The sequence below is a fragment of the Xanthobacter agilis genome (assembly GCF_021730435.1).
GTDB lineage: Bacteria > Pseudomonadota > Alphaproteobacteria > Rhizobiales > Xanthobacteraceae > Xanthobacter > Xanthobacter agilis.
Map to the genome: position 1 here is coordinate 169,535 of NZ_JABWGX010000007.1, position 22,576 is coordinate 192,110.

A 22,576-nucleotide genomic window follows, 5' to 3' on the forward strand; every position below is an offset into this window, starting at 1 on the left:
ACCTTTCCATGAACGTCTACGCGATCTTCGCCGATCACGTCCGCGAAGCCGTCGCCGCCCTCGTTGCCGAGGGCCAGTTTGCCGAAGGCCGGGGCACCGGCCTCGATCTCTCCCGCGTGGTGGTGGAGCCGCCGCGCGACGCGAGCCACGGCGACCTTGCCACCAATGCCGCGCTGGTGCTGTCCAAGGACCTCGGGGCCAAACCCCGCGACCTCGCCGACAAGATCGCCGCCAAGCTGAAGCTGGTCGCCCATGTGACCAAGGTGGACGTGGCCGGTCCCGGTTTCATCAACCTGACCCTCGACACCGGCTTCTGGCCGCAGGTGCTCGCGGCGACCCTGGCGAAGGGCGCGGTGTTCGGCCGATCGAGCCTGGGCGCGGATGCGCCGGTGAACGTGGAATATGTCTCGGCCAATCCCACCGGTCCGATGCATGTGGGCCATTGCCGGGGCGCGGTGTTCGGCGATGCCATGGCGAACCTGCTGGCGTTCGCCGGCTACAAGGTGACGCGGGAATATTACATCAACGACGCCGGCGCCCAGGTGGACGTGCTCGGCCGTTCCGCCTATCTGCGCTATCGCGAGGCCGCCACCGGCGAAAAGGCCGAGATCCCGGACGGGCTATATCCCGGCGACTATCTGGTGCCGGTCGGCAAGGAGCTGGCGGAGATGCACGGCGGGGCCTATCTCGGCTCCCCCGAGAGCGAGTGGCTGCCGATCTTCCGCAGCTTCGCCATCGGTCAGATGATGAACATGATCCGCAACGATCTCGAAGCCCTGGGCATCGAATTCGACGTGTTCTTCTCCGAGCGCTCCCTCTCCGTCGGGGCGGTGGACAAGGTCGGCGCCACCATCGAAGCGCTGCGGGAATCGGGTGAGGTCTATGAAGGCCGCCTGCCGCCGCCCAAGGGCGCGCCCATCGAGGATTGGGAGGATCGCGAGCAGACCCTGTTCCGCTCCACCGCCTTTGGAGACGACGTGGACCGGCCGCTGAAGAAGTCCGACGGCAGCTACACCTACTTTGCGGGCGACATCGCCTATCACGAGGACAAGGTCGAGCGCGGCTTCCTGACGATGATCGACGTGTGGGGCGCCGATCACGGCGGCTACGTCAAGCGCATGCAGGCGGCCGTGAAGGCCGTGTCGGCCGGCAAGGCGAGCCTGGACGTGGAGCTGATCCAGCTCGTGCGCCTGTTCCGCAACGGCGAGCCGGTGCGCATGTCGAAGCGGGCGGGCTCGTTCGTGACCCTGCGCGAGGTGGTGGATGAGGTCGGCCGCGACGCGGTGCGCTTCATGATGCTGTTCCGCAAGAACGACGCACCGCTCGATTTCGATCTCGCCAAGGTCATCGAGCAGTCGCGCGAGAACCCCGTTTTCTACGTGCAATATGCCCATGCGCGGGCCAAATCGATTCTGCGCAATGCCGCCGCGGCGCTGCCGGGTCTGCCGGTGGAGCCCACAGCGTTCGTTGCCGCGCCCCTCGGCCGCCTTGAAGACGAGGGCGAAATCGGTCTCCTGAAGCGCATCGCCTCCTGGCCCCGGCTGGTGGAGCAGGCGGCGATCGCCCGCGAGCCCCATCGCGTGGCCTTCTATCTGCATGAGCTGGCAAGCGATTTCCACGGCCAGTGGAACCGCGGAAAAGACTTGCCACATTTACGCTTCATTATCGAGAATGATCGAGATTTGACCTCGGCTCGCCTTGGCTTGGTGCACGGCGTGGCCACGGTACTCGCCTCCGGTCTGAAGGTGCTGGGGGTGGAGGCCGTCGACGAGATGAAGTGAGGGCGCGTCCCGCGGCGTCACACGGCTCCCAGGGTCACATGGTTCCTTGAGTCAATTGGCTCCTTGGGCCACGCGGCTTCTCGGGCCACACGGCTCCTGGGTCAGACAGTTCCTTGAGCCAGACAGCAGATCCGCCTGGGGCGGGACGGACGACAAGACATCGAGGCGACATGGTCGACGAAAGCAGGTTCCGCTACCGGCGTGATGCAGGCGCAAGGGACGATGGGGACGTCGGCGCGCGGGCTCCCTCCGCGCGTGAGGACACGCGCTTCGTGCAGGAGCGGCGGCCGGCGCCACCTGTTCCCGCGCGGCCTGCGCCGGCTGCTCCGGCAAGACCCGCGGCCCCTGTCGCCGAGGCCCCCGCAGCGCCTGCCCGTGCCGCGCCGCAGGGACCGGGACGGGCCGCCGCCCAGGTGCCACCGGTCCAGTCGCCGCCGGTCCAGTCTCCACCGGTCCAGTCTCCGCCGCGCGCGGCGGCGCCACGCGCCACGCAGCCGGCCAGAGAGGCACTCCCCCCCAGAGAGGCCTCCCCCCAAAGCGTCGCCGCCACACCATCCGCCCGGCCCGCTGTTCGCCCGGCGGGGGCTCCCGTGGCGCGGCCGGTGGCTGCCCCAGCCCCGGCCCGGACCGGCGCGCCGCGCCCGCAAGGTGGGACCGCCGGTGCCGTGGACCCCTTAGCCGAACTGGCTCGCCTCATTGGCGAGCAGGATCCCTTTGCGGACTTCGAGGGGCTCCAGCCCGCATCCGCCGCGCTGCCGGCCGCTCCTCCGGCGCGTGCAGCGGTCGCGCCTTCCGCGTCCCGTGCCGAAGCCTCCGCGGCGGAGTCCCGGACGGTCGCCCGTCAGGATGCGCGCGTCGCCCGACGGCCGTCGGAGGGTGAGCGCGCCGGCGGCGATGCCGCCGCGCCTGCGCCGCGCGTGCCTGTGCGCCCCGCCGCGCCCCGTCAGACGATCGAGCGTGTCGGCCAGGACGCCACCCGCGCTCCCGCTCCCGCGCGGCCCGCGATTCAGGATCCTCCGACGTCGCGCACGGTTGCCCCGCCTCAACCGCGCCCTGCCGATCTCGGGCGCGGCGATCCGGGATTTGGCGACATTGACCTCGGCGACCCGCCGAGTCGCGCGGCGCCGCGACCCGCGGCCGCGCCCAATCTGCCGCGGCGCCAGGCTTCCCTTGCCGCTCCGCCCCAGCGCGCCGCCCTCATGCCGCCGCGCACCGCTGGTGAGCCGGTGGACCGCAGCGCGACCTCGGTGCGCCTCGGCTACGGTTCGCTCGCCCATCAGGCGCAGGTGCCGCCGGTTGGCGGTCGCCCGGTTTCCGAACGGCGCCCCGCGTCCGAGGGGGACGATGCCTTTGATGAGCGGCCGACCCGTTCCGCGAAGGTTCGTGCGGCGGCGCCCGAAGAGCCCCGGCGCCCCCCGATCCAGGTTCAGCCCCCGCTCCAGCCCCAGGCTTATGCCCCGGCGCAGGAGCAGGCGGCCGGTTATGCGTATGCCTCGCCACGCCGCCCGGAGGGGGAAGAGGATTACGAGGACTACGACGAGGCCTATGACCCGCAATATGGGGAAGACGGCTACATGCCGCCCCACGGGGAGGAGGTCTATGACGGCGACGCCAAGCGGCGGAAGGGGCGATCGGCGCTGCTCCTGGTGGCTGCGGTGCTCGGCATCATCGTCGCCGGTACGGCGGGTGTGTTCGCCTATCGCATGGCGGTGCAGGGCTCGTCGGTGAGTGTTAGTGGTGGGCCTCCGGTGATCCGTGCCGACACGGCGCCGAGCAAGATCATGTCGCCGCCGAACAGCACGCCGCAGGATGCGCAACAAAAGCTGATCTATGATCGCGTGGGCGCCGGTGCCGGCGGCAACGAGAAGATGCTGCCGCGTGAGGAGCAGCCGGTGGACGTGAACACGGCGGCCCTGCGTTCGGCGACGCCGGCCGCGACCGATCCGGTCATCAATTCGCTGTCCACGGAGCCGAAGCGCGTGCGCACCTTGACCGTGCGGGCCGATGGTACCGTTGCGCCTGAAAGTTCCGCGCAGCCGAGCGCGCCGGCCGGTGGCCCGAGCGCCGGCGTGCAGGCCCTCCAGGCCTACGCCGCGAGCCAGATGCCCGGAGCCCCGCCCACACTGGTGACCGTGCCTGCTGGCAACGCAAAGATCGAGGCGCCGCCGGTGACCCGTGGTGGCGACTATGTGGTGCAGGTGGCCTCGCAGCGTTCGGAAGCGGACGCCATGGGCTCTTGGAAGGCGCTGCAAACCCGGTATCCCAATCTGCTCGGCACCTATTCCGCCGCGGTGAAGAAGGCGGATCTGGGCGACCGGGGCATCTATTACCGGGCGCAGGTGGGTCCGTTCGCCTCGAAGGATCAGGCGAACGATCTCTGCCAGTCGTTGCGCGCGCAGGGCGGAGACTGCATGGTCACCCGGAACTGAGTGCGGGCCGGATCGACCGGGCGACCGTCAGCGGCGCCCGGCTTTCCCCACGTGTTGCCAGACGCCCCCGGATCTGCCTGTGCGCAGATCCGGGGGCGTTCGCGTTTCGGGGCGATTGCCTCACCCCATCGGCCTCGGTCTCTGAGCGGCGCCAAGTGGGTACGCTCAAACGCCGCGCCGGCTTTGCCAAAGGCCCATGAGTTAGACTCATGGGCCTTTGGCATCAGCTGGGCTTGAGCGGCGCGCCGATGCGGCCGGCGAGATCCTGGATATATTGGTAGGCGGTGCGACCCGAGCGGGCGCCGCGGGTGGTGGCCCATTCGAGCGCTTCCGGGCGCCATTGGGCCTCGGCCACGGGCAGGCCGTGATGCGCCACATAGGCGGCCACCATGGCTAGGTATTCGTCCTGGCTGCATTTGTGAAAGCCCAGCCACAGGCCGAACCGGTCGGACAGCGACACCTTCTCTTCCACCGCCTCCCCGGGATTGATGGCGGTGGAGCGTTCGTTCTCCATCATGTCGCGGGGCAGCAGGTGCCGGCGATTGGATGTGGCGTAGAAGATCACGTTGTCGGGCCGCCCCTCGATGCCGCCCTCCAGCACCGCCTTCAAGGACTTGTAGGACGTGTCATCGGCGTCGAATGAGAGATCGTCGCAGAAGACGATGAAGCGATGGTAGGCGCCACGCACCAGTCCCATCAGGGCGGGAAGGGTCTCGATATCCTCCCGATGGATTTCCACCAGCTTCAGGCGGCGGGATTGATCGCCGGGCAGGGCGCCGTTGACCGCCGCGTGGGCGGCCTTGACCAGCGAACTCTTGCCCATGCCGCGCGCGCCCCACAGCAGGGCGTTGTTGGCGGGCAAGCCGGTGGCGAAGCGGCGGGTGTTGTCCACCAGTTGGTCGCGCACGCGGTCGATGCCCTGCAACAGGTCCATGTCCACGCGGTTCACGCGCGGCACCGGCTCGAAGCGCGGCGGTTCGGTCTGCCAGACGAAGGCGTCGGCAGCATCGAAATCCGGCGCGGGGACCTGGGGCGCTGCCAAGCGGTCGAGGGCGGCGGCGATCCGCTCCAGAAGGGTGAGAGCGGCGGAAACGGCGGTCGATTCCAAGTGTTCAGACATGTTTTCCTCCCCGCGTCCCGATAAGGCGCGCGCCAGGAGACGGCAAGGCGGATGGCGCGGGTCTGCCGCGCGAGCCATGCCGATCCCGCAGGGGTGCATATCCCGCAGGGTGCATATCCACCATGGGTGCAGGTGATCGCGCGGCCCTGGGGTGTTGCCGCGCCGCATCACGCGCGCGAAGGAATGTGCACTGCGGAAAGCTTGCCTTAACTTTTCCGCATCAGGCTGAGACCACTGGGGTGATCGGGGCGAACCAAGCCTGTGCTGAATGCGTGGGGTACGGCGCGCGCAGGCGGGGGATCGGTTTGAATCGAAGGGCGATGCCGGCCGGGCTGTGGTCCGCGGGCGTCACCCTTTTCAAGAGCAGCTTGCCGGAGAGGCCGATGCAACCCATTCGACACGCGCCCGTCATTGCCTTCGCCTGTGGTGTCCTGCTGGCGACAGGGGCTCACGCGCAAACCGCCGTCACGGCGAAACGCAGCCTGAACGCGGACGGCACGACAGCCATGACCTACGCCAGCGACCTGTCGGAGGTCGGCACGCAGGTTGGGCTCGACATGTCGGCCGCCAAGACCACGGTCGCGCCGGTCACGACGGCGGAGGCCAATACGGTAAGCGGCACCGCTTATGCGAAAGTGACACTGGCGGCCCTGCCCGACTGGCTGCTGTGGCAGAAGGGGGCTGTGAATGTCGCCGTCAGCCCCACCGATGAGGAAACCAAGCTCGGCACCACCCTGTCGCGGACCTGGACCGTCAACGACGGCCTCAAGGCCGAGCTTGCCGACAGCTATGTGGTCGGCCGCAGCGGGGTCGTGAACGGCTGGCAGATGGACAAGTCCTTGAGCGTGACCGGGCTCGCCACCGACACCACCCTTTCCGTGGGGGCGCGGCTGACCGACGAGGTGCAGCGCATGCTGCCTAGCGTGAGTGCCCAGCAGAAGGTGCTTGGCGGCATCCAGGTGACGACCACGGTGGCCGACACGGGCTCCGACATCAACAAGAGCATCACTGCAGGCTTCTCGCACCGCTGGTGACGGTGCGCGGGAAAGCCGGCGCTATCGCCAGACGATGGCCACCACGAAGCGGGCCGCGACCACCAGAAGGAACGCGCCGAACCCGATCTCCAGGTGGCGCCGGCTGAGCCGATGGGCGAGCCGGGCGCCCACCGGCGCGAACACCGCCGCCAGCGGCGCCATCAGCACGAAGCCGAGTACCGAGACATAGCCCAGAGACAGGGGCGGCAGCTCCGAAAGGTGGGGCCAGCCGGCGACCGCGTAGCCGATGACGCCCGGCAGGGGGATGAAGATGCCGATGCCGGCGGAAGTGCCCACCGCCGCGTGAATCGGAACGCCATAGAGCAGCAGGATGTTGGTGGCGATGCCGCCGCCCGAGATGCCCACCAGGGACGAGGCGAGGCCGATCACGAAGCCGTACAGGGACATGAGGCCCGGGCCTGGAAGCTGCGCGCCGATCTGGATGTCGTTGCGGCCGATCAGGCTTTTCACGCCGAGCACGCTCACCACCACCACGAACACCGCCTGCAACACCCAGCCCGGCACAAAGGCGGCGATGGCGCTGCCGGTGATGATGCCGGCAATGGCGGGCAGGCGCCAGCGCTTCACCACGCCGGGCAGCACCGCCCCCTTCTTCTGGTGGGCGCGATAGGAGGTCACGGCGGTGGGGATGATGATGGCGAGCGAGGTGCCGACGCACAGCTGCATGCGGACGCTTTGTTCCACGCCGATGACGCGGAACACCTCATAAAGCACCGGCACCATGACGCCGCCGCCGCCGACCCCCAGCATCCCGGCAATAAGCCCGGTGAGAATGCCGCCGGCGAGCAGCGCCAGGCACAGGCTGGCGAGGTCGCCCCAGGACATGGACGAGAGCACGCGGGACCTCCAAGGAAATGGCGGGGCCGCAGCGTGTCGAGGCACACGGGCGCCGGCCGCGAAGGCGGGTGAGGCCAGACGGAGAACCGGTCGCGGCTGCGCCGAAAAGGGTTTCACGGACGTGGCGGGTGGAACGGGGCCTGTTTGCTCCGGTTCGTCCGCCGTGTCCAGGGAAAGCCGTGGGAGGTATCAAGCAGCGGCGACATCGCGCCGGCGCACATGGTCGACCGCCGTGCGCAGCACCTCCAGCCCGGCCCCCGGCTTCACCGATTCGGTGGCGAGATGGCGCCGGAACAGGCGCGATCCCCTTTTGCCGCCGAACAGGCCCAGCATGTGGCGGGTGATGTCGGACAAGCGCCCGCCGGCCGCCAGATGGGCGGCCACATAAGGCTCGAAGGCCTCCAGGGCGGCGTAGGTGTCGGCGAAGGGGGCGGGCGTGCCGAACAGATGCGGGTCCACGTCGTGAAGCAGCTCGGGCTCGTGGTAGGCGGCGCGGCCGAGCATCATGCCGTCGAGCCCGGCGCTTGCCGCGAGGCCCGCGTCGATGCCGGCGATGCCGCCGTTGAGCGCGATGAGCACCTGCGGCAGGCGCTGCTTCAGGCGGCGCACGCGCGCGTAGTCGAGCGGCGGGACGTCACGATTCTCGCGCGGCGAAAGCCCTTTCAGCCACGCCTTGCGGGCATGGACGATGAGCCCGTCGGTGCCGGCCGCCAACACGGCGTCGGCGAGTTGGTCGAGGGCCTCCTCGGGGTCCTGGTCATCGACGCCGATGCGGCACTTCACGGTGACGGGGAGGGCGGCGGCCTCCTTCATGGCGGCGACGCATTCGGCCACCAGGGCCGGCTCGCGCATCAGGCAGGCCCCGAAATTGCCGCCCTGCACGCGGTCGGACGGGCAGCCTACATTGAGATTGATCTCGTCATAGCCATAGTCGGCGCAGATGCGGGCGGCCGCGGCGAGCTGAATCGGATCACTGCCCCCAAGCTGCACCGCCACCGGATGCTCCTGCGCGCCAAATCCGAGCAGCCGCTCCCGGTCCCCGTGGATAATGGCGGGGGCGGTGACCATCTCCGTATAGAGTCGCGCATGGCGCGAAAACGTCCGATGAAACGCACGGCAATGCCGATCCGTCCAATCCAGCATGGGGGCGATGGAGAAGCGCAAGCTATTCGGGTATAAGGACAAAGCTCGTTTTTCTCCTGTCAGAGGGGGCCTTTCGGGCCGTTCGGTCGACGCTTATTTTCCATCGTTTTTCTGGTTTCGCGGCGCCGAGTGCGGTGGCGCAGTACGTTCGCGGCGGTGCAGTACCGGGATGGTGGGGGCTGTGAAAACAATCATACCATGCAGGCCGAAGGATGGCTCAATCGACTATCACGCTCAGATCCCGCTGAAGCGCGAAGGGGCGATCGTTCGTTGCGGCTCGCCGACGTTCGATCGGCGCTAGGTGGCTGTGGTGAGGTGGGAGAAGCGGGAAACCGCCTAGCCCTTTCGGGCGCCCTAGAGAACGAATGGGCAAACAGCCCCGCTCTCCGCGAGGCGACTGATCGCCACATCCGCGAATCGGTTCGGGGAGATGGGCAGGCCAAAGGGAGGGCGGCTTTGCGCCGACTGAAGGCATCACGTCGTAAGGATATGATGCCAAACAACCAAGATTCGATATAAGAGATTAAGGGCAATGGATTTTTCGGGGGCTAGTATGGCACTAGGCGTCTTCACAGTTCACGCGGGCGATTTTCGAAAAGGCCGAAACCACCAATTCTTAAGGGGCGAATTTTTCATGAAGAAGCCTCAGGGCTTTTTCCGCGAGAAAGTTAATATAGACCAAGTAGAAGATATCGAAGTTGCATCCGAGGAATCCGTCAAACGCATTGGTGGGACACTGGGATGGGGCGTTGCTGGAGCCGTCTTACTTGGCCCGGTCGGATTATTGGCGGGGCTTTTGGCGGGTGGTGTCGGCAAAGACGTTACATTCATTTGTAAATTAAAAGACGGACGTAAATTTTTGGCAACAGCATCGTCAAGAATTTTTGCAGAATTACAGGCTGCAATGTTCAAATAATATAGCCTAAAATCGTAGAATATTTTCCATATAAGTTTGTTATATGGGATATTTATGACGAAATTAAAAGTATTAATTGCAAATAGTTCGTGCTATAAATTTGAATATATTAATTCATTCATTTGTTGTGATAAATTCATAATTTTATATATAAATCTCGTTAATACATTTCATTATTCAAATGATTTAAGTTTACGATATTTGGTGGATGGGTTTCTGGCCGCCCATACGTGTCGCAGAGTAAATTTAAAGAGAAAAATTTAGATATTTATTTATATTTACATTTACGGCGCGCCGACGCGGGTCCTCGGCGTTCGGCTGCCGGCAGTGCTCGATGGCATTTGCCTGATCTTTAATTCGGGCGCGTCCACGACGCCAGTGCGGCGGGTGGGTCCTGCTCCCGCTGGCGTTGGCATGGGCTTCGATGAATCGCTCCCCTGCGTTATCTGTTTTCGGCAGATCCCACGCGCAAGAAGGACGCGGCCACATGAGCAGAACGGTTCGGCTCCCCACGGGCGAGGTCGTTTCGGCCCTGGGGCAGGGCACATGGTACATGGGCGAGCGGGGGGAGTTGCGGGGGGCGGAGGTCAAGGCCCTGCGCGCGGGGCTCGATCTCGGGATCAGCCTCATCGACACGGCCGAGATGTATGGGGAGGGCCGCGCCGAGGAGGTGGTGGGCGAGGCCATCGCCGGACGCCGCGACGGCGTGTTCCTGGTGAGCAAGGTCTACCCCCACAATGCCAGTCGCGACGGCGTGGTCGCGGCCTGTGGGCGCAGCCTCAAGCGACTGCGCACCGACCGCATCGATCTCTATCTGCTGCACTGGCGCGGCGAGCATCCGCTGGTGGAGACCCTCGCCGGGTTCGAGGCGCTGCAAAGGGCCGGCAAGATCCGCCATTGGGGCGTGAGCAATTTCGACGTGGCCGACATGGAGGAATTGAAGGCCGCCGGCGGCGGCGCCTGCGCGGCCAACCAGATTCTTTATAATGCCAGCCGGCGCGGGCCGGAGTTCGACCTCATGCCCTACCTGTCCGCAGCCGGTATTCCGGTGATGGCCTATAGCCCCATCGAGCAAGGGCGGCTGCCGCGCGGCGGAGCGCTGGGGCGGGTGGCGCGCAAGCATGGGGTGGACCCGTTCCAGGTGGCGCTGGCCTGGGTGATGCGGTCGCCGGACGTGATCGCTATCCCCAAGGCAACCCATATCGCCCATGTGGAGGCCAATGCCCGTGCCCTGGCCCTGGTGCTCGATGCCGAGGATCTCGCGGAGATCGATCGCGAGTTTCCTCCCCCCGCCGGCAAGGCGGAACTGGAGATGATCTAGGCTGTAGTGACGATTTAACTATCTGAGCCAGATGGCGATTGCGGCGAGTTTGACGAAGCCCATGAAGTTGACGAGCAACTTGTCGTATCGCGTGGCGACGCACCGGAACTGCTTGAGCTTGTTGAAGAAGCGCTCGATCTTGTTGCGCTCCTTGTAGAGGTGGGTGTCGTAGATGCGCTGGATCTTGCGATCCCGCTTGGGCGGAATGACGACTTCGGTTGCGCGTTCTTCCATCGCATCAACAAGGTGGTTGGCATCATAGCCCTTGTCGGCCAGCAGGGCGGCCGCATCCATGTCTTCGATGAGGTCGTGGGCAAGGGCGATGTCATTGCGCTGCCCCGGCGTCCCGATTAGGCGGACTGGGAGCCCGAGGGCATCGGCGGCGGCGTGGATCTTGGTGCTCAGGCCGCCGCGAGACCGGCCCAGGCCCTGGGCATCCGCCCCCCTTTTGCGGCGCGGGCGCCGGCCGCATGCTGGTGCGCCCGCACGATGGTGCTGTCGATCATCAGCCATTCCAGATCGGCTTCGCGCGCCAGCACCGATAGCATCTCATCGAGAACGCCCATCTCGATCCAGCGGTAATAGCGCCGTTTCACAGAGCGATAGTCGCCCAGCCGCTCGGGCAGATCACGCCAGCGTCCGCCCGAGCGCGCCATCCACAACAGCGCATCCAGAAACTTCCGATTGTCGGTGCGCGGCCCTCGTTTGCCCTTGGTGCCCCCCGGCACGAAGCTTTTGATCCGCTCCCACTGATCATCCCGAAGACCATCGCAATCCATCGCCGATCCTCCAAAATCAGCGTTGAATCTGATTTGCGACCACTTGGGAAGCCCAAATCCTTAAATCGTCACTACAGCCTAGAGCCGTTTCAGCAAAAGTGGAAAGCGCTTTTCCATCTGGAATTGCGGAAAAACAAACAGCTAGAGCATTAACGCGCGCGGTGGATTCCACCTCGCGTGAAGAAAACGCCCTGACGGGCGGCTCAGGGCGCGCGGGCGCCGCGCAGGATCAGGCGGCTGCCGCGGAATTCGAACGCTTCGAGCCGCGACAGGAAGCTCATGCCGAGCAGGGAGCTGTTGAGCGCGCCCGGCGGAGAGATGAGCGCCGGCACGCGCCGCTCCACGATGCTGCCGACGATGATGTTGTCGATCAGCACGGAGGCCGCCTTCACCCGGCCATTGGCGGTATCCACCGGCACGTCGTATTTGAGGAAGTCGAGGGGCAGGCCGGCGGCGCGGGCGGCTTCCTGGGTCAGCACCACGGAGGAGGCGCCGGTGTCCACCAGCATGTTGATGCTGGCGCCATTGATGCCGGCCCAGACCGAGAAGTCACCGCCCGCCCCGCGCTCGATTTCCACCGTCGCTTCAGCGCGGGTCGAGACGGTCAAGGCGTGGCCGGGCACGAGCTGGGACATGAGCCGCGCGCCGAAGGCATTCAGTGGCGCGCGGTAGGTATAGACCCCCGCCAGCAGCACCGCCACCAGCACCCAGAACGCCATTGCCAGCACCGCATCGGCGAACCGGCCGTGGAAGCGGGACAGAAGCCCCCAGCCGATCCAGATGCCGATGGAGCCGAGCGCCACCAGCGCGCCGAACTGGTCGAGGCTCAAGCCCGCCACCTCGCCCTGATCGTGGTGGGCCACCAGCACCACGAGGCCGATCAGAAGGCCGATCAGAAGGACCCAGAGCAGGCGATCGCCGCGGTTGAACATGGATATCCCCCGGTTTTCAGTCCTTGGCGGGCATGCGGCGCCGGGTGAGCCGTCCGGCCATCGCCGTCACGCGCGCCATCGGGGGGCACGCCGCGCCGGCGCGCGGTGCGTGCTCGGGAGCGACGGCGCAGATCGGAAAAGGGATGTGCGACACGGCCTCAACCTCAGCTTTCGGCAAAGATAAGGACGGCCAGCAGGACCGCAATCTCGCTCACCTGTTGGGTGGCGCCCGCCACGTCTCCGGTCTGCCCGCCCACGAGCCGGGCGGAGAGCAGCCCCATGGCGCCGAGGACCAGAAGCGCCGTTGCCAGCGCGGCGAAGGACGCACCCACGCCAAAGCCGGGGACGAGGATCAGGGCCGCGATCAAGGCCGCGTTGAGGCCGCAGGCGAGCGCGGCCTTCGGCGCCGGCTGGCCGACCGCTGCCGAAGCGCCGTCGGTGCGGGCCGGGGGCAGGGCGCGCAGCAGCAGGATGCCGCTGGTGCGCGAGACAGCCGCCGCGACGCACAGCGCCAGGGCCGCATGCATGGGACCGCTGGCCTGGATGAGGGCCTCGAGCGCGCCGACGCGCAGGATCAAGGCCAGCACCAGGGCGGTGGCGCCGAATGAGCCGATGCGACTGTCGCGCATGATGGCGAGGCGCCGGGTCCGGTCCCGGCCGCCGCCAAAGCCGTCCGCCGTGTCGGCAAGCCCGTCCTCCTGGAGCGCGCCGGTGGCGAGCACCAACGTGGCCACCGCCAGGGTCGCCGCGAGGAAGGGCGTCAGGTGAAGGAGGCTCGCTCCGACCAGGACAAGGCCGGAAAGTCCGCCCAGCACCACACCCGCCAGGGGAACCGCATACGCCAGCCGGTCGAGATCGGGCGCGCCATGGGGGTCCGCGCCCCATTCCGGCAAGGGCAGGCGCGAGTAGAAGCGCAGCGTGGCGATGAGGTCTTCGACAATGGGCGTCAGCGCCATCTGAGATGCACGTCCCTGTGGGCCCCCGCCGCCATGGCGGCGCCCAGAATATCGGTTAGCAAGCCAAGCCTGAATGTGGGAGCCTGATTTGGCCGCCCGGTCAAGGGCCCGCGCACGAACTGTGTCGAAACTGCAACGGAGTTGGGAAAGTGTGGGTGGTGAGGCCGCCTCGGCGTTGGCTTAAGGCCGCATTTACGCCTGCGACCTCTAATGGGCGGCAGTTCTGTTGCGTGCGAGTACGGTCACATGCGTAATTTCAGTGAGACCAAAGGGCGCCGCGTCGTCGCGCGACTGGCCGTGATCGGGCTCATGTCCGGCGCCGTGGCCGGTTGCAGCTCCGACACCACGCGTTTCACCGGGTTTCCAGACTTCAACTTCGGTGGCGCCCAGGCCCAGGCCCCGGCGCCAACGCCCGATGTTACCGGGTCGCTGCGCGGGGCGCCGACGGGGCGGGTGGATTCCGCCGCCCTGCCGCCGCCGCCCACGGTCGCGCCCAATTCCTATGCGGCCTCCGGTGGCGGGCAGCCGCTCTATGGCGCGCCGGCCTCGGTCGCCGCCAATGGCTCCTATGTGGCGCCCGGCTACACCCCGCCGAATGCACCGGCCGCGCCGCGCACCGCGGGCGGTAGCCATGTGGTGCAGGCGGGTGAGACGCTGACTTCGGTGGCGCGCCTTTACAATGTCACTCCGGCGGCCCTCGGCGCCGCCAACGGCATCGCGCCGGGCAACACCGTGCGCACCGGTCAGTCGCTGGTGATCCCGCCCGCAGGGACGGCCGCGGCGGCGACCTCGGTCGCGGCGGCTCCGGCCGCGCCCCATGCGACGGGGACCCTCGGCACCGTTCCGGCGCCGGCGGTTGCGAGCGCAAAACCTTTGCCTCCGCCCGCCACCGGCGCCAAGCCGGCGCCTGCCGTGGCGGTGGCCCCTGCACCGGCCGCCCCGGTCCAGACCGCTTCCGCCGCGCCGACGCCGGCCGTAAGCCGTGCGCCTGCTCCCGCCATCGCCGCCAAGGTGGAGACGGCGGCGAAGGTGAGCGCGGTCGCCGACGCGGACGACGCGCCCCGCACCGCCGGGGGAGGCCCTCAGTTCCGCGCGCCGGTGCGCGGACGGGTCATTTCCTCCTTCGGCCCGAAGCCCGGCGGCGCCCGCAACGATGGCGTCAATTTCGCGGTGCCGGAAGGTACCTCCGTGCGCGCCGCCGAGGATGGCGTGGTGGCCTACGCGGGCAACGAGCTGAAGGGCTACGGCAATCTGGTGCTCATCAAGCACGCGGATGGCTATGTGACCGCTTATGCCCACGCCAGCGAGTTGGATGTGAAGCGCGGCGACACCGTGCGCCGTGGCCAGATCATCGCCAAGGCGGGACAGAGCGGCAGCGTGCAAAGCCCGCAGCTTCATTTCGAGATCCGCAAGGGATCGACTGCCGTCGATCCGTCGAGGTATGTGGCCGGGCTCTGAGCCGGTCCGTCACAAAACCACCTTCGGCCGGGCTCGTCCCGGCCGTTTTCATTTGCAGGGCCGGCCCGCCTTGACGCCGGGCGGGGTCGCTTATAGGGGCAGATCATGTCGTCACGGGCTTTCATCGCCGGCTGCTCCGGCCACCACCTTTCGGTCGAGGAGCGTCGCTTCTTCGCCGCCACGGCGCCGTGGGGCTTCATTTTGTTCGCGCGCAACGTGGAAAGCCCGGATCAGGTGCGGGCGCTGGTGGCCGATCTGCGCGCGGCCGTGGGCTGGCGCGCGCCGGTGCTGATCGACCAGGAGGGCGGACGCGTGCAGCGCCTGCGGCCGCCCCATTGGACCGATGATCCGCCGGCCGAGGCGTTCGGCACCTTGTACCTGACCGATCCGGCATCGGCGCTGGAGGCGGTGCGGCTCAATTCGCGGGCCATCGCGGCGGACCTCGCGGCGCTCGGCATCGATGTGGACTGTCTCCCGGTGGCGGACCTGCGGCACCCCGATGGCCACGGCATCATCGGCAACCGGGCCTATGGCACCGAGCCGGTGGCGGTGGCCGCTTTGGCCCGCGCGGCGGCGGACGGGCTGCTGGATGGGGGCGTGCTTCCGGTGGTGAAGCACATTCCCGGCCACGGCCGCGCGCCCGCTGACAGCCATGAGCGCCTGCCGGTGGTCCATGCGCCCCGCGCCGAGCTGGAGACGAGCGATTTCGCCGCCTTCCGCGCCCTCAACGACCTGCCCCTCGGCATGACCGCCCATGTGGTCTATGCGGACATCGACGCGGAGCGGCCCGCCACCACCTCCGCCGTGGTGATGCAGGAGGTGGTGCGCGGCTCCATCGGCTTTCAGGGCGCCGTGATGAGCGACGATCTGTCCATGGGCGCGCTGGCGGGCACCCTGGAGAGCCGAAGCCTTGCCGCCCTGGCGGCCGGCTGCGATCTGCTGCTGCACTGCAATGGGAAGATGGAAGAGATGGAGCCGGTGGCGGCCGTCGCACCGCTCCTCGCCGGTGACGCGGCCGTGCGGGCGGCGCGGGCGCTGGCCTTGCGCAAGCCGGCACCTGCGGTGGACGCGGCGGCGCTCCGGGCCGAAGTGGCGCGCCGGCTCGGCGGGTCAAGCTGACATGGGCGCGGGCGACTTTCCCGAACTGGGCGACGTGCGCCCGGACGCCGGGGAAGACGCTTTTGTGGTGGATCTCGAGGGTTTCGAGGGTCCGCTCGATCTGCTGCTGGCGCTCGCCCGCACCCAGAAGGTGGATTTGACGCGCATCTCGATCCTGGCGCTCGTCAACCAATACCTGGCCTTCATCGATGCGGCGCGGCGCGGCCGGCTGGAGCTGGCGGCCGACTATCTGGTGATGGCGGCGTGGCTCGCCTATCTCAAGTCGCGCCTGCTGCTGCCGGCCCCGCCCCAGGAGGAGGGGCCGAGCGCGGAGGAATTGGCCGCCGCTTTCGCCCGGCGCCTGCGCCACCTGGAGCGCATCCGCAAGGCCGCCGCCGAGCTGATGGCGCGGCCGCAGATGGAGCGCGACGTGTTCGCCCGCGCCCGGCCGGATCCGGGGAGCCTCCCCCCACGCCCGGTAGCCTACACCGCCTCCCTCTATGACCTCCTGTCGGCTTACGCCCGGCAGCGGCAGACGCAGGCGCTGTCCACCGTCACCTTGAAGGTGCGGGCGGTGTGGTCGCTGGCGGAGGCGCGCGAGCGGCTGGAACGCCTGCTGGGCAAGGCGCTACTGTCGGATTGGATGCGGCTGGATCAATTCCTGATAGAATATGTGCCGCATCCCGATCAGCGGGCGACCGCGCTTGCCTCCAGCTTTACCGCGACGCTGGAGATGGTGCGGGAGGGGCTTCTCGACATCCGCCAGGAGGCGCCCTTCGCGCCGTTGTGGCTCAGGGCCAGGGGCGCGGGCGTCCGGGGCGAGAACCGTGTTGCGGGTGATCCCGCCGCCGATGGCGGAGAGGAGGCATGAAGAAGCCGGCGCCACGCATCGACCTGTTCGACGTCCGTCCCGACGACGAGCGCGCGGCCACCTTCGTGCGCGATCTGCGGGTAATGGAGGCGCTGCTGTTCACCTCATCCGCGCCGCTGGAGGCGCGGGTGCTGCGGGCACACCTGTCGGCGGGCGCGGACATCGACGCTTTGACCGACGCCCTGGCGGCTGATTATGCCCGGCGCGGCGTGAACGTGGTGAAGGTCGCCGGCGGGCTCATGCTGCGCACCGCGCCGGATCTCGCGCCGCTGCTGACGGACATCGCGCCGGAACAGCGCAAGCTGTCGCGGGCGGCGGTGGAGGTGCTCGCCATCGTGGCCTATCACCAGCCGGTGACGCGGGCGGAGATCGAGGACATTCGCGGCGTGTCCACCTCCAAGGGCACCCTCGACGTGCTGCTGGAGACCGGGTGGATCCGCCTGCGCGGCCGGCGCAAGGCGCCCGGCCGTCCGGTGACTTATGGCACCACGCCCGCCTTCCTGGTGCAATTCGGCCTCGACGCGGTCTCCGACCTGCCGGGCATGGACGAATTGAAGGGGGCCGGCCTGCTCGACGGCCGGATTCCGCCGGGCTTCGCGATTCCGCTGCCTTCGGACGATCCCAGCCTGCACGAGGATGAGGAGCCGTTGGCGCCTGAACCGCTGGATTTCACCCTGTCGCCGCCGCCGGGGGATGATGACGGGGCCGGATGAGCGGCTTGGCGCGGCCTGTGGACGCCGAGCGCCTCCTTGTTTTCGCCGCGGGTGGGAACTAGTGTCAACGTTTGAATGACCCGTGGCCGCGAGGATCCGGGTTTCATGCCTTTCGGAGGATGACCGGAATGGGTAGTTTGGGCATCGGGCACTGGATCATAGTGCTGGCCGTGGTGCTCCTGTTGTTTGGCCGGGGCAAGATCTCCGACCTCATGGGTGACGTGGCGAAAGGCATCAAATCCTTCAAGAAGGGCATGGCCGACGACGACGAGCCGGCGAAGCCGTCTGCTGCGCCCGAGGCGCCGCGACCGCTGCCGGGCCAGTCCACCAGCGCCGCCACCGAGGGCGAGAAGAAGGTCGTTTGACGGCCGGCTTGCCCTTTCCGTGTTGAAGAGGGCGGCCTGAGGGCCGCCGGCGTGAGGCGCTCATGTTCGAGATCGGCTGGTCCGAGCTGATGCTGATCGGCATTGTGGCGCTGATCGTCATCGGTCCCAAGGAGCTGCCTTCGGTGCTGCGCACCGTCGGCCGCACGGTGGGAAAGCTGCGCCGCATGGCCGGCGAGTTCCAGGGACAGTTTCAGGAGGCCCTGCGCGAGGCGGACATCGCCGACATGCGCAAGGAGATCACCGACATCACCGACACCGCCCGCTCGTCCTTCACGAGCGTGGGCGCGGGTGAGATGTTCGATCCCCTGAAATCCATCCGCGAGGAGATTCGCGCCACCGTGGAAAGTGCCGCCAAGCCGAAGACCGAGGCCGCCGACGCGGCTGCGGGTGTTGGCGCGCCAGCGGCGCCCCTAGGTGCGCTGGTGCCGCCGCCTTCCGAGGATCCCCTGCCGCCGCCGGTCTTCCCGCCGGCTCCGGCGGCCGCGCCGATCGAGCCGCCGCTTTCCACCGTGATCCCCGCCCCAGGCATGACCCCTGCGCCCAGCACGAGCCAGCAATGAGCGACGCGGACGATATCGAGGCCTCGAAGGCCCCGCTGATCGAGCATTTGATCGAGCTGCGGGCGCGCCTCATCAAGTCGATGGTCGCCTTCCTGGCGGCGTTCTTCCTGTGCTTCACCTTCGCCAAGCAGATCTACAATCTGCTGTTGTGGCCCTATGAGTTTGCGTCCGGGTTCGCGCCGGGAATCAAGCTCATCTACACGGCGCCGCAGGAGTTCCTCTTCACCCAGATCAAGCTCGGCATGTTCGGGGCAGCGTTCCTGTCGTTTCCGGTGGTGGCGGCGCAGGTCTATATGTTCGTGGCGCCGGGGCTCTACAAGCATGAGAAGGCGGCGTTCCGCCCCTATCTCGTCGCGACCCCCATCTGCTTCCTGATCGGCGCGGCGTTCGTCTATTTCATCGCCATGCCGCTGGCCATGACCTACTTCCTGAACATGCAGCAGACGGGCGGCGATGGCCGGGCGGAAATCTCCCTGCTGCCCCGCGTCTCGGAATATCTGTCGCTCATCACCACGCTGATCCTGGCGTTCGGCATCTGCTTTCAGCTTCCGGTGATCCTGACGTTGCTGGCGCGCATCGGCGTCGTGACCCAGGACATGCTGAGGAAGGCGCGGCGCTACGCCATCGTCGGCGTGTTTGTCGCGGCCGCGGTGCTCACGCCGCCGGACGTCATCAGCCAGCTCTCCCTTGCCCTGCCGACGCTGCTTCTCTACGAGGTGTCGGTCTATCTGGTGGGCATCGTCGAGAAGCGGCGGGCGGCGGACGAGGCGGCGAAGAACGCGGCCGATTCCACCGCCGGCTGAGCCTTCCGGAACGTTGGATTTGAACGGTGACGGCGGCATGGCCCGGTGCACGGGTCGGCCAAGGCCGCTCCGTGCGGCAATCGAAGAGGCCGGCACATGCACGACATCAAGTGGATCCGCGAACAGCCGGAGGGTCTCGTGGACGCCCTCGCCCGCCGCGGCGGCAACGGAGCGGAGGCGCGCCTTGGCGCCGACCTTCTGGTCAAGAAGCTCCTCGGCCTCGACGAGCAGCGCCGCGCCGCGCTCACCCGCCTGGAAGGCCTGCTGGCGCGGCGCAATGCCGCCTCCAAGGAGATCGGCCAGGCCAAGGCGCAAAAGGACGAGCCCCGCGCCCAGGCCCTCATGGCCGAGGTCGCCCGGATCAAGGAGGATGTGCCGGCGCTTGAAGTCGAGGTGAAGGCCGTGGAGCAGGAGCTCGACGGCGAGCTGGCGGCCATCCCCAATGTTCCCCTTGCCGAGGTGCCCCTCGGCGCCGACGAGCACTCCAATGTGGAGCGCCACCGCCATGGCGCCCCGCGCGGCTACGCCTTCACCCCGAAGCAGCATTTCGAGGTGGGCGAGGCCCTCGGCCAGATGGATTTCGAGACCGCCGCCAAGCTCTCCGGCGCGCGTTTCGTGGTGAACAAGGGGCCGCTGGCGCGGATGGAACGGGCGCTCGGCCAGTTCTTCCTCGACACCCACACCGGTGAGCATGGCTACATGGAGGTGAACCCGCCGATCCTGGTGCGGGACGAAGCCATGTATGGCACCGCCCAACTGCCGAAGTTCGAGGATGACCAGTTCTCCACCTCGCGCGCCGTCGAGTTCGCCGCCGCCATCGCCGAGGCCCAGGCCACCGCGGCTCTGGAGATCACGGCGCTTCTGGCCTCCGGCGTGGATGTGCCCAGCGCGCTCGACCGGGTGAATCTCGCCGCCCACATCCGCAAGGTGCAGGTGGCCAACCGCCTGTGGCTGGTGCCGACGGCGGAAGTGCCGCTGACCAATCTGGTGCGCGAGGCCATCCTGTCCGAAGAAGAGCTGCCGCTGCGCATGACGGCGCTGACCCCCTGCTTCCGCGCCGAGGCGGGGGCGGCCGGGCGCGACACGCGTGGCATGATCCGCCAGCACCAGTTCAACAAGGTCGAGCTGGTGTCCGTCACCACCCCGGAAAAGTCGGGCGAGGAGCACGAGCGCATGCTCGCCTGTGCCGAGGCGGTGCTGCAGAAGCTGGACCTGCACTACCGGGTGGTGACGCTGTGCACCGGCGACATGGGCTTCGGCGCCCAGAAGACCTATGACATCGAGGTGTGGCTGCCGGGGCAGGGGGCGTTCCGCGAAATTTCCTCCTGCTCGGTGTGCGGCGATTTCCAGGCGCGGCGCATGAATGCCCGCTACCGCCCCGCCGATGGCAAGGACGGCAAGGCCGCGCCGCGCTTCGTGCATACCCTCAACGGCTCGGGCGTGGCGGTTGGCCGCGCGCTGGTGGCCGTGCTGGAGACCTACCAGCAGGACAACGGCGCGGTGGCCGTGCCGGACGTGCTCGCGCCCTACATGGGCGGGCTGAAGCTGATCGAAAAGCTGAAATAGTCGCAAGGTCCGGGGCGGCATCGGAGGTGCCGCCCCGGCGTTTGACAATGTGCCCACGGCGCTGCGGATGGTGAGAAGGCGGACGACAGATGCGGATCCTGGTGACCAATGACGACGGCATCCACGCCGCGGGCCTCGATGCCTGCGCCCGTATCGCGCGCACCTTTTCCGACGATGTGTGGGTGGTGGCGCCCGAGTTCGACCAGTCCGGCGTCGCCCATTCCCTGTCGCTCTCCGACCCGCTGCGCCTTCGGCAGATCGATGAGCGCCGGTTCGCGCTGAAGGGCACGCCCACCGACTGCGTCATCATGGCGGTGCGCCATCTCATGGCCGACCAGCCGCCGGACCTGGTGCTGTCCGGCATCAACCGGGGGCAGAACATCGCCGAGGATGTGAGCTATTCGGGCACGGTGGCGGGCGCGATAGAAGGCACGATCCTCGGCATCCCGTCCATTGCCCTGTCCCAGGCGTTCGGCATCAAGAGCCGGGAGAACCCGAGCTACATCACCGCCGAGACCCATGCCCCGAAGATCATCCGGATGCTGCTGGACGAAGGCATTCCCGCCGGCATCGTGATGAACCTGAACTTCCCGGACCGGGCGCCGGACGAGATCACGGGCATCGCCGCCACCGCCCAGGGCAAGCGCGACCAGAAGCTCATGCGCATCGAGGCCCGGCGCGACGGGCGCAACACGCCCTATTACTGGATCGCCTTCGAGCGTCGCGTATTCGAGACCTCGCCCGGCTCCGACCTGCGCGCCCTGGACGAGGGGCGCATCTCGGTGACGCCGCTCCGCCTCGACATGACCGACGAGCCGCTGATGACCCGGCTCGCCTTGCTGTTCGAGGGCCAATGACGCCACGCCGGCCGGTGAGGCCGGGCCCGCCTGCGCCCTCCGAGGGAGGCCGGGGATGGGCGACGACTGGGCCAATTTCCTGGTGGCGCAGGTGGGGGCTTCCGCCGCGCTGCTGGGTCTGCTGTTCGTCGGCATGCCGTTGAATCTGTCCGCGATCCTGGCGGAGCCCCATTTGCCCCGGCGCGCACGGCTCGCCATGGCGCAGCTGCTGGTGGTGATGCTGATTGCCATGGTGGCGCTCATCCCACATCTGCCGGATCGCCTGCGCGGCGGTGTCATCGCCGGCCTGGGCGCCGTGGTGTTCGTGCCCGGCCACCGGATCGAGCGGATCTTGTCCCGCAGCCGGGTGGCGCCTCCGACAAAGTTGCTCGCCAATCTCGTGCCGTTCGAATGCGCCGTGGTGCCCTATCTGGTGGCCGGATCGCTGTTGGTCCTCGGTCTCGCCGGCGGGCCGTACTGGCTCGCGGCCGGCATGATTCTCTCGATCACCAAGGCGGTGGTGGATGCCTGGGTGCTGCTGGTGGCGATCAACCGGTGAGGGAGGCGTCAGCGACCGCTGGCCAAGATCGGGCTGTTCCTTTTATAAGCGGGCGTCGCAAGACGCGCGGACGCACCCTTCCGGGGCGCGGCCGGTCGTGCCGTTTCATCCCGAAAGGTCTCCTCATGTCGGGCACCCAGCGTTCCAGCGCCGATCTCGATCCGCGCCGACGGCGCCTTCTCTATCGTGCCTGGCATCGGGGCATGCGCGAGATGGACCTCATCATGGGCAAGTTCGCGGACGCGGAGGTCGGCGGCTTTTCCGAGGCCGAGCTCGACGCTTTCGAGACGCTCATCGACGCCCAGGACCACGACATCTTTTCCTGGGTCTCCGAGACCAATCCCCTGCCGGCGGAATACGACACGCCCCTGTTCGCCCGCATGAAGGCGTTCCACGACGAGGGCCGCGGCCTGCCGGAATAGGCACGCCGCACCCGTTTGTTCTTCCGTTCCGCGCA

Annotated in this window: 22 protein-coding genes; 16 read left to right on the plus strand and 6 right to left on the minus strand. The window is 67.7% G+C overall.

Translation table 11 applies throughout. The annotated features are described in order from the left end of the window. Positions 1–8: 8 nt before the first annotated feature. The gene (gene argS, locus HUW53_RS07230; protein WP_237345074.1) at positions 9–1,781 is read left to right on the plus strand and encodes an arginine--tRNA ligase; all 1,773 of its coding nucleotides are present in this window, start codon (positions 9–11) and stop codon (positions 1,779–1,781) included. 1,199 nt (positions 1,782–2,980) lie between these two features. Beyond that, complete coding sequence (locus HUW53_RS07235) at positions 2,981–4,210, plus strand: SPOR domain-containing protein (protein ID WP_237345075.1); 1,230 nt, start codon at positions 2,981–2,983, stop codon at positions 4,208–4,210. 223 nt (positions 4,211–4,433) lie between these two features. On the opposite strand, the gene HUW53_RS07240 is transcribed toward HUW53_RS07235, so the two are convergent. Next, entirely contained in the window at positions 4,434–5,330 is an 897-nt protein-coding gene (locus HUW53_RS07240; RefSeq protein ID WP_237345076.1) for an ATP-binding protein, read from the minus strand. 383 nt (positions 5,331–5,713) lie between these two features. Between HUW53_RS07240 and HUW53_RS07245 the strand changes: the two genes are divergently transcribed. Continuing rightward, positions 5,714–6,364: a hypothetical protein gene (locus HUW53_RS07245; RefSeq protein ID WP_237345077.1), complete on the plus strand. Its 651-nt coding sequence runs from the start codon at positions 5,714–5,716 to the stop codon at positions 6,362–6,364. Positions 6,365–6,385: 21 nt separating this feature from the next. Here the strand turns inward: HUW53_RS07245 and HUW53_RS07250 are convergent, their stop codons facing one another. Both HUW53_RS07250 and dusA read right to left on the minus strand, forming a co-directional pair. Next, positions 6,386–7,222 (minus strand): sulfite exporter TauE/SafE family protein, encoded by an 837-nt coding sequence (locus HUW53_RS07250; RefSeq protein WP_237345078.1) that lies wholly within the window; start codon positions 7,220–7,222, stop codon positions 6,386–6,388. A 189-nt stretch (positions 7,223–7,411) separates the two neighbouring features. Further along, positions 7,412–8,407, minus strand: coding sequence for a tRNA dihydrouridine(20/20a) synthase DusA (dusA, locus tag HUW53_RS07255; RefSeq protein ID WP_272903945.1), 996 nt, complete (start codon positions 8,405–8,407; stop codon positions 7,412–7,414). Between the two features lie 592 nt (positions 8,408–8,999). Here dusA and HUW53_RS07260 point away from each other — a divergent pair. Beyond that, on the plus strand, positions 9,000–9,281 hold the full coding sequence (locus tag HUW53_RS07260) for a hypothetical protein (RefSeq protein ID WP_237345079.1): 282 nt from the start codon (positions 9,000–9,002) through the stop codon (positions 9,279–9,281). Between the two features lie 487 nt (positions 9,282–9,768). Then, the gene (locus HUW53_RS07265) at positions 9,769–10,602 is read left to right on the plus strand and encodes an aldo/keto reductase (RefSeq protein ID WP_237345080.1); all 834 of its coding nucleotides are present in this window, start codon (positions 9,769–9,771) and stop codon (positions 10,600–10,602) included. Positions 10,603–10,620: 18 nt separating this feature from the next. Here HUW53_RS07265 and HUW53_RS07270 read toward each other — a convergent pair. The 3 genes from HUW53_RS07270 to cobS all read right to left on the minus strand — a co-directional run bounded on the left by HUW53_RS07270 (position 10,621) and on the right by cobS (position 13,269). Continuing rightward, positions 10,621–11,381 (minus strand): IS5 family transposase gene (locus tag HUW53_RS07270; protein WP_237345081.1). Its coding sequence is split into 2 segments (ribosomal slippage): positions 10,621–11,042 and positions 11,042–11,381, totalling 762 coding nucleotides; the frame shifts between segments, so codons are not numbered across the junction. Positions 11,382–11,584: 203 nt separating this feature from the next. Further along, positions 11,585–12,313 carry a retropepsin-like aspartic protease family protein gene (locus HUW53_RS07275; protein ID WP_237345082.1) on the minus strand — a complete coding sequence of 243 codons (729 nt, stop codon included), beginning with the start codon at positions 12,311–12,313 and terminating at the stop codon, positions 11,585–11,587. A 164-nt stretch (positions 12,314–12,477) separates the two neighbouring features. Next, positions 12,478–13,269, minus strand: a complete 792-nt coding sequence (gene cobS, locus HUW53_RS07280) for an adenosylcobinamide-GDP ribazoletransferase (RefSeq protein WP_237345083.1) — start codon at positions 13,267–13,269, stop codon at positions 12,478–12,480. A gap of 246 nt (positions 13,270–13,515) precedes the next feature. On the opposite strand from cobS, the gene HUW53_RS07285 reads away from it, so the two are divergent. The 11 genes from HUW53_RS07285 to HUW53_RS07335 all read left to right on the plus strand — a co-directional run bounded on the left by HUW53_RS07285 (position 13,516) and on the right by HUW53_RS07335 (position 22,541). Continuing rightward, the gene (locus HUW53_RS07285; RefSeq protein WP_237345084.1) at positions 13,516–14,727 is read left to right on the plus strand and encodes a M23 family metallopeptidase; all 1,212 of its coding nucleotides are present in this window, start codon (positions 13,516–13,518) and stop codon (positions 14,725–14,727) included. A 105-nt stretch (positions 14,728–14,832) separates the two neighbouring features. Further along, on the plus strand, positions 14,833–15,846 hold the full coding sequence (gene nagZ / locus HUW53_RS07290) for a beta-N-acetylhexosaminidase (protein ID WP_237345085.1): 1,014 nt from the start codon (positions 14,833–14,835) through the stop codon (positions 15,844–15,846). A 1-nt stretch (position 15,847) separates the two neighbouring features. Further along, positions 15,848–16,696, plus strand: coding sequence for a segregation and condensation protein A (locus HUW53_RS07295; protein ID WP_237345086.1), 849 nt, complete (start codon positions 15,848–15,850; stop codon positions 16,694–16,696). Then, the gene (gene scpB, locus HUW53_RS07300) at positions 16,693–17,409 is read left to right on the plus strand and encodes an SMC-Scp complex subunit ScpB (RefSeq protein WP_237345087.1); all 717 of its coding nucleotides are present in this window, start codon (positions 16,693–16,695) and stop codon (positions 17,407–17,409) included. The genes HUW53_RS07295 and scpB overlap by 4 nt, the downstream gene beginning before the upstream one ends. Before the next feature lie 128 nt (positions 17,410–17,537). Then, a complete protein-coding gene (locus HUW53_RS07305) occupies positions 17,538–17,774 on the plus strand; it encodes a twin-arginine translocase TatA/TatE family subunit (protein WP_237345088.1) in 237 nt (78 codons plus the stop codon). A 62-nt stretch (positions 17,775–17,836) separates the two neighbouring features. Continuing rightward, positions 17,837–18,355: a Sec-independent protein translocase protein TatB gene (gene tatB / locus HUW53_RS07310; RefSeq protein ID WP_237345089.1), complete on the plus strand. Its 519-nt coding sequence runs from the start codon at positions 17,837–17,839 to the stop codon at positions 18,353–18,355. Continuing rightward, positions 18,352–19,158 (plus strand): twin-arginine translocase subunit TatC, encoded by an 807-nt coding sequence (gene tatC / locus HUW53_RS07315; RefSeq protein ID WP_237345090.1) that lies wholly within the window; start codon positions 18,352–18,354, stop codon positions 19,156–19,158. The genes tatB and tatC overlap by 4 nt, the downstream gene beginning before the upstream one ends. Positions 19,159–19,254: 96 nt before the next feature. Beyond that, entirely contained in the window at positions 19,255–20,724 is a 1,470-nt protein-coding gene (gene serS / locus HUW53_RS07320) for a serine--tRNA ligase (RefSeq protein WP_237345091.1), read from the plus strand. 89 nt (positions 20,725–20,813) lie between these two features. Then, complete coding sequence (gene surE, locus HUW53_RS07325) at positions 20,814–21,581, plus strand: 5'/3'-nucleotidase SurE (RefSeq protein WP_237345092.1); 768 nt, start codon at positions 20,814–20,816, stop codon at positions 21,579–21,581. A gap of 55 nt (positions 21,582–21,636) precedes the next feature. Further along, the gene (locus HUW53_RS07330) at positions 21,637–22,119 is read left to right on the plus strand and encodes a hypothetical protein (RefSeq protein WP_237345093.1); all 483 of its coding nucleotides are present in this window, start codon (positions 21,637–21,639) and stop codon (positions 22,117–22,119) included. 125 nt (positions 22,120–22,244) lie between these two features. Continuing rightward, positions 22,245–22,541: an FAD assembly factor SdhE gene (locus tag HUW53_RS07335; RefSeq protein ID WP_237345094.1), complete on the plus strand. Its 297-nt coding sequence runs from the start codon at positions 22,245–22,247 to the stop codon at positions 22,539–22,541. Positions 22,542–22,576: the final 35 nt, after the last annotated feature.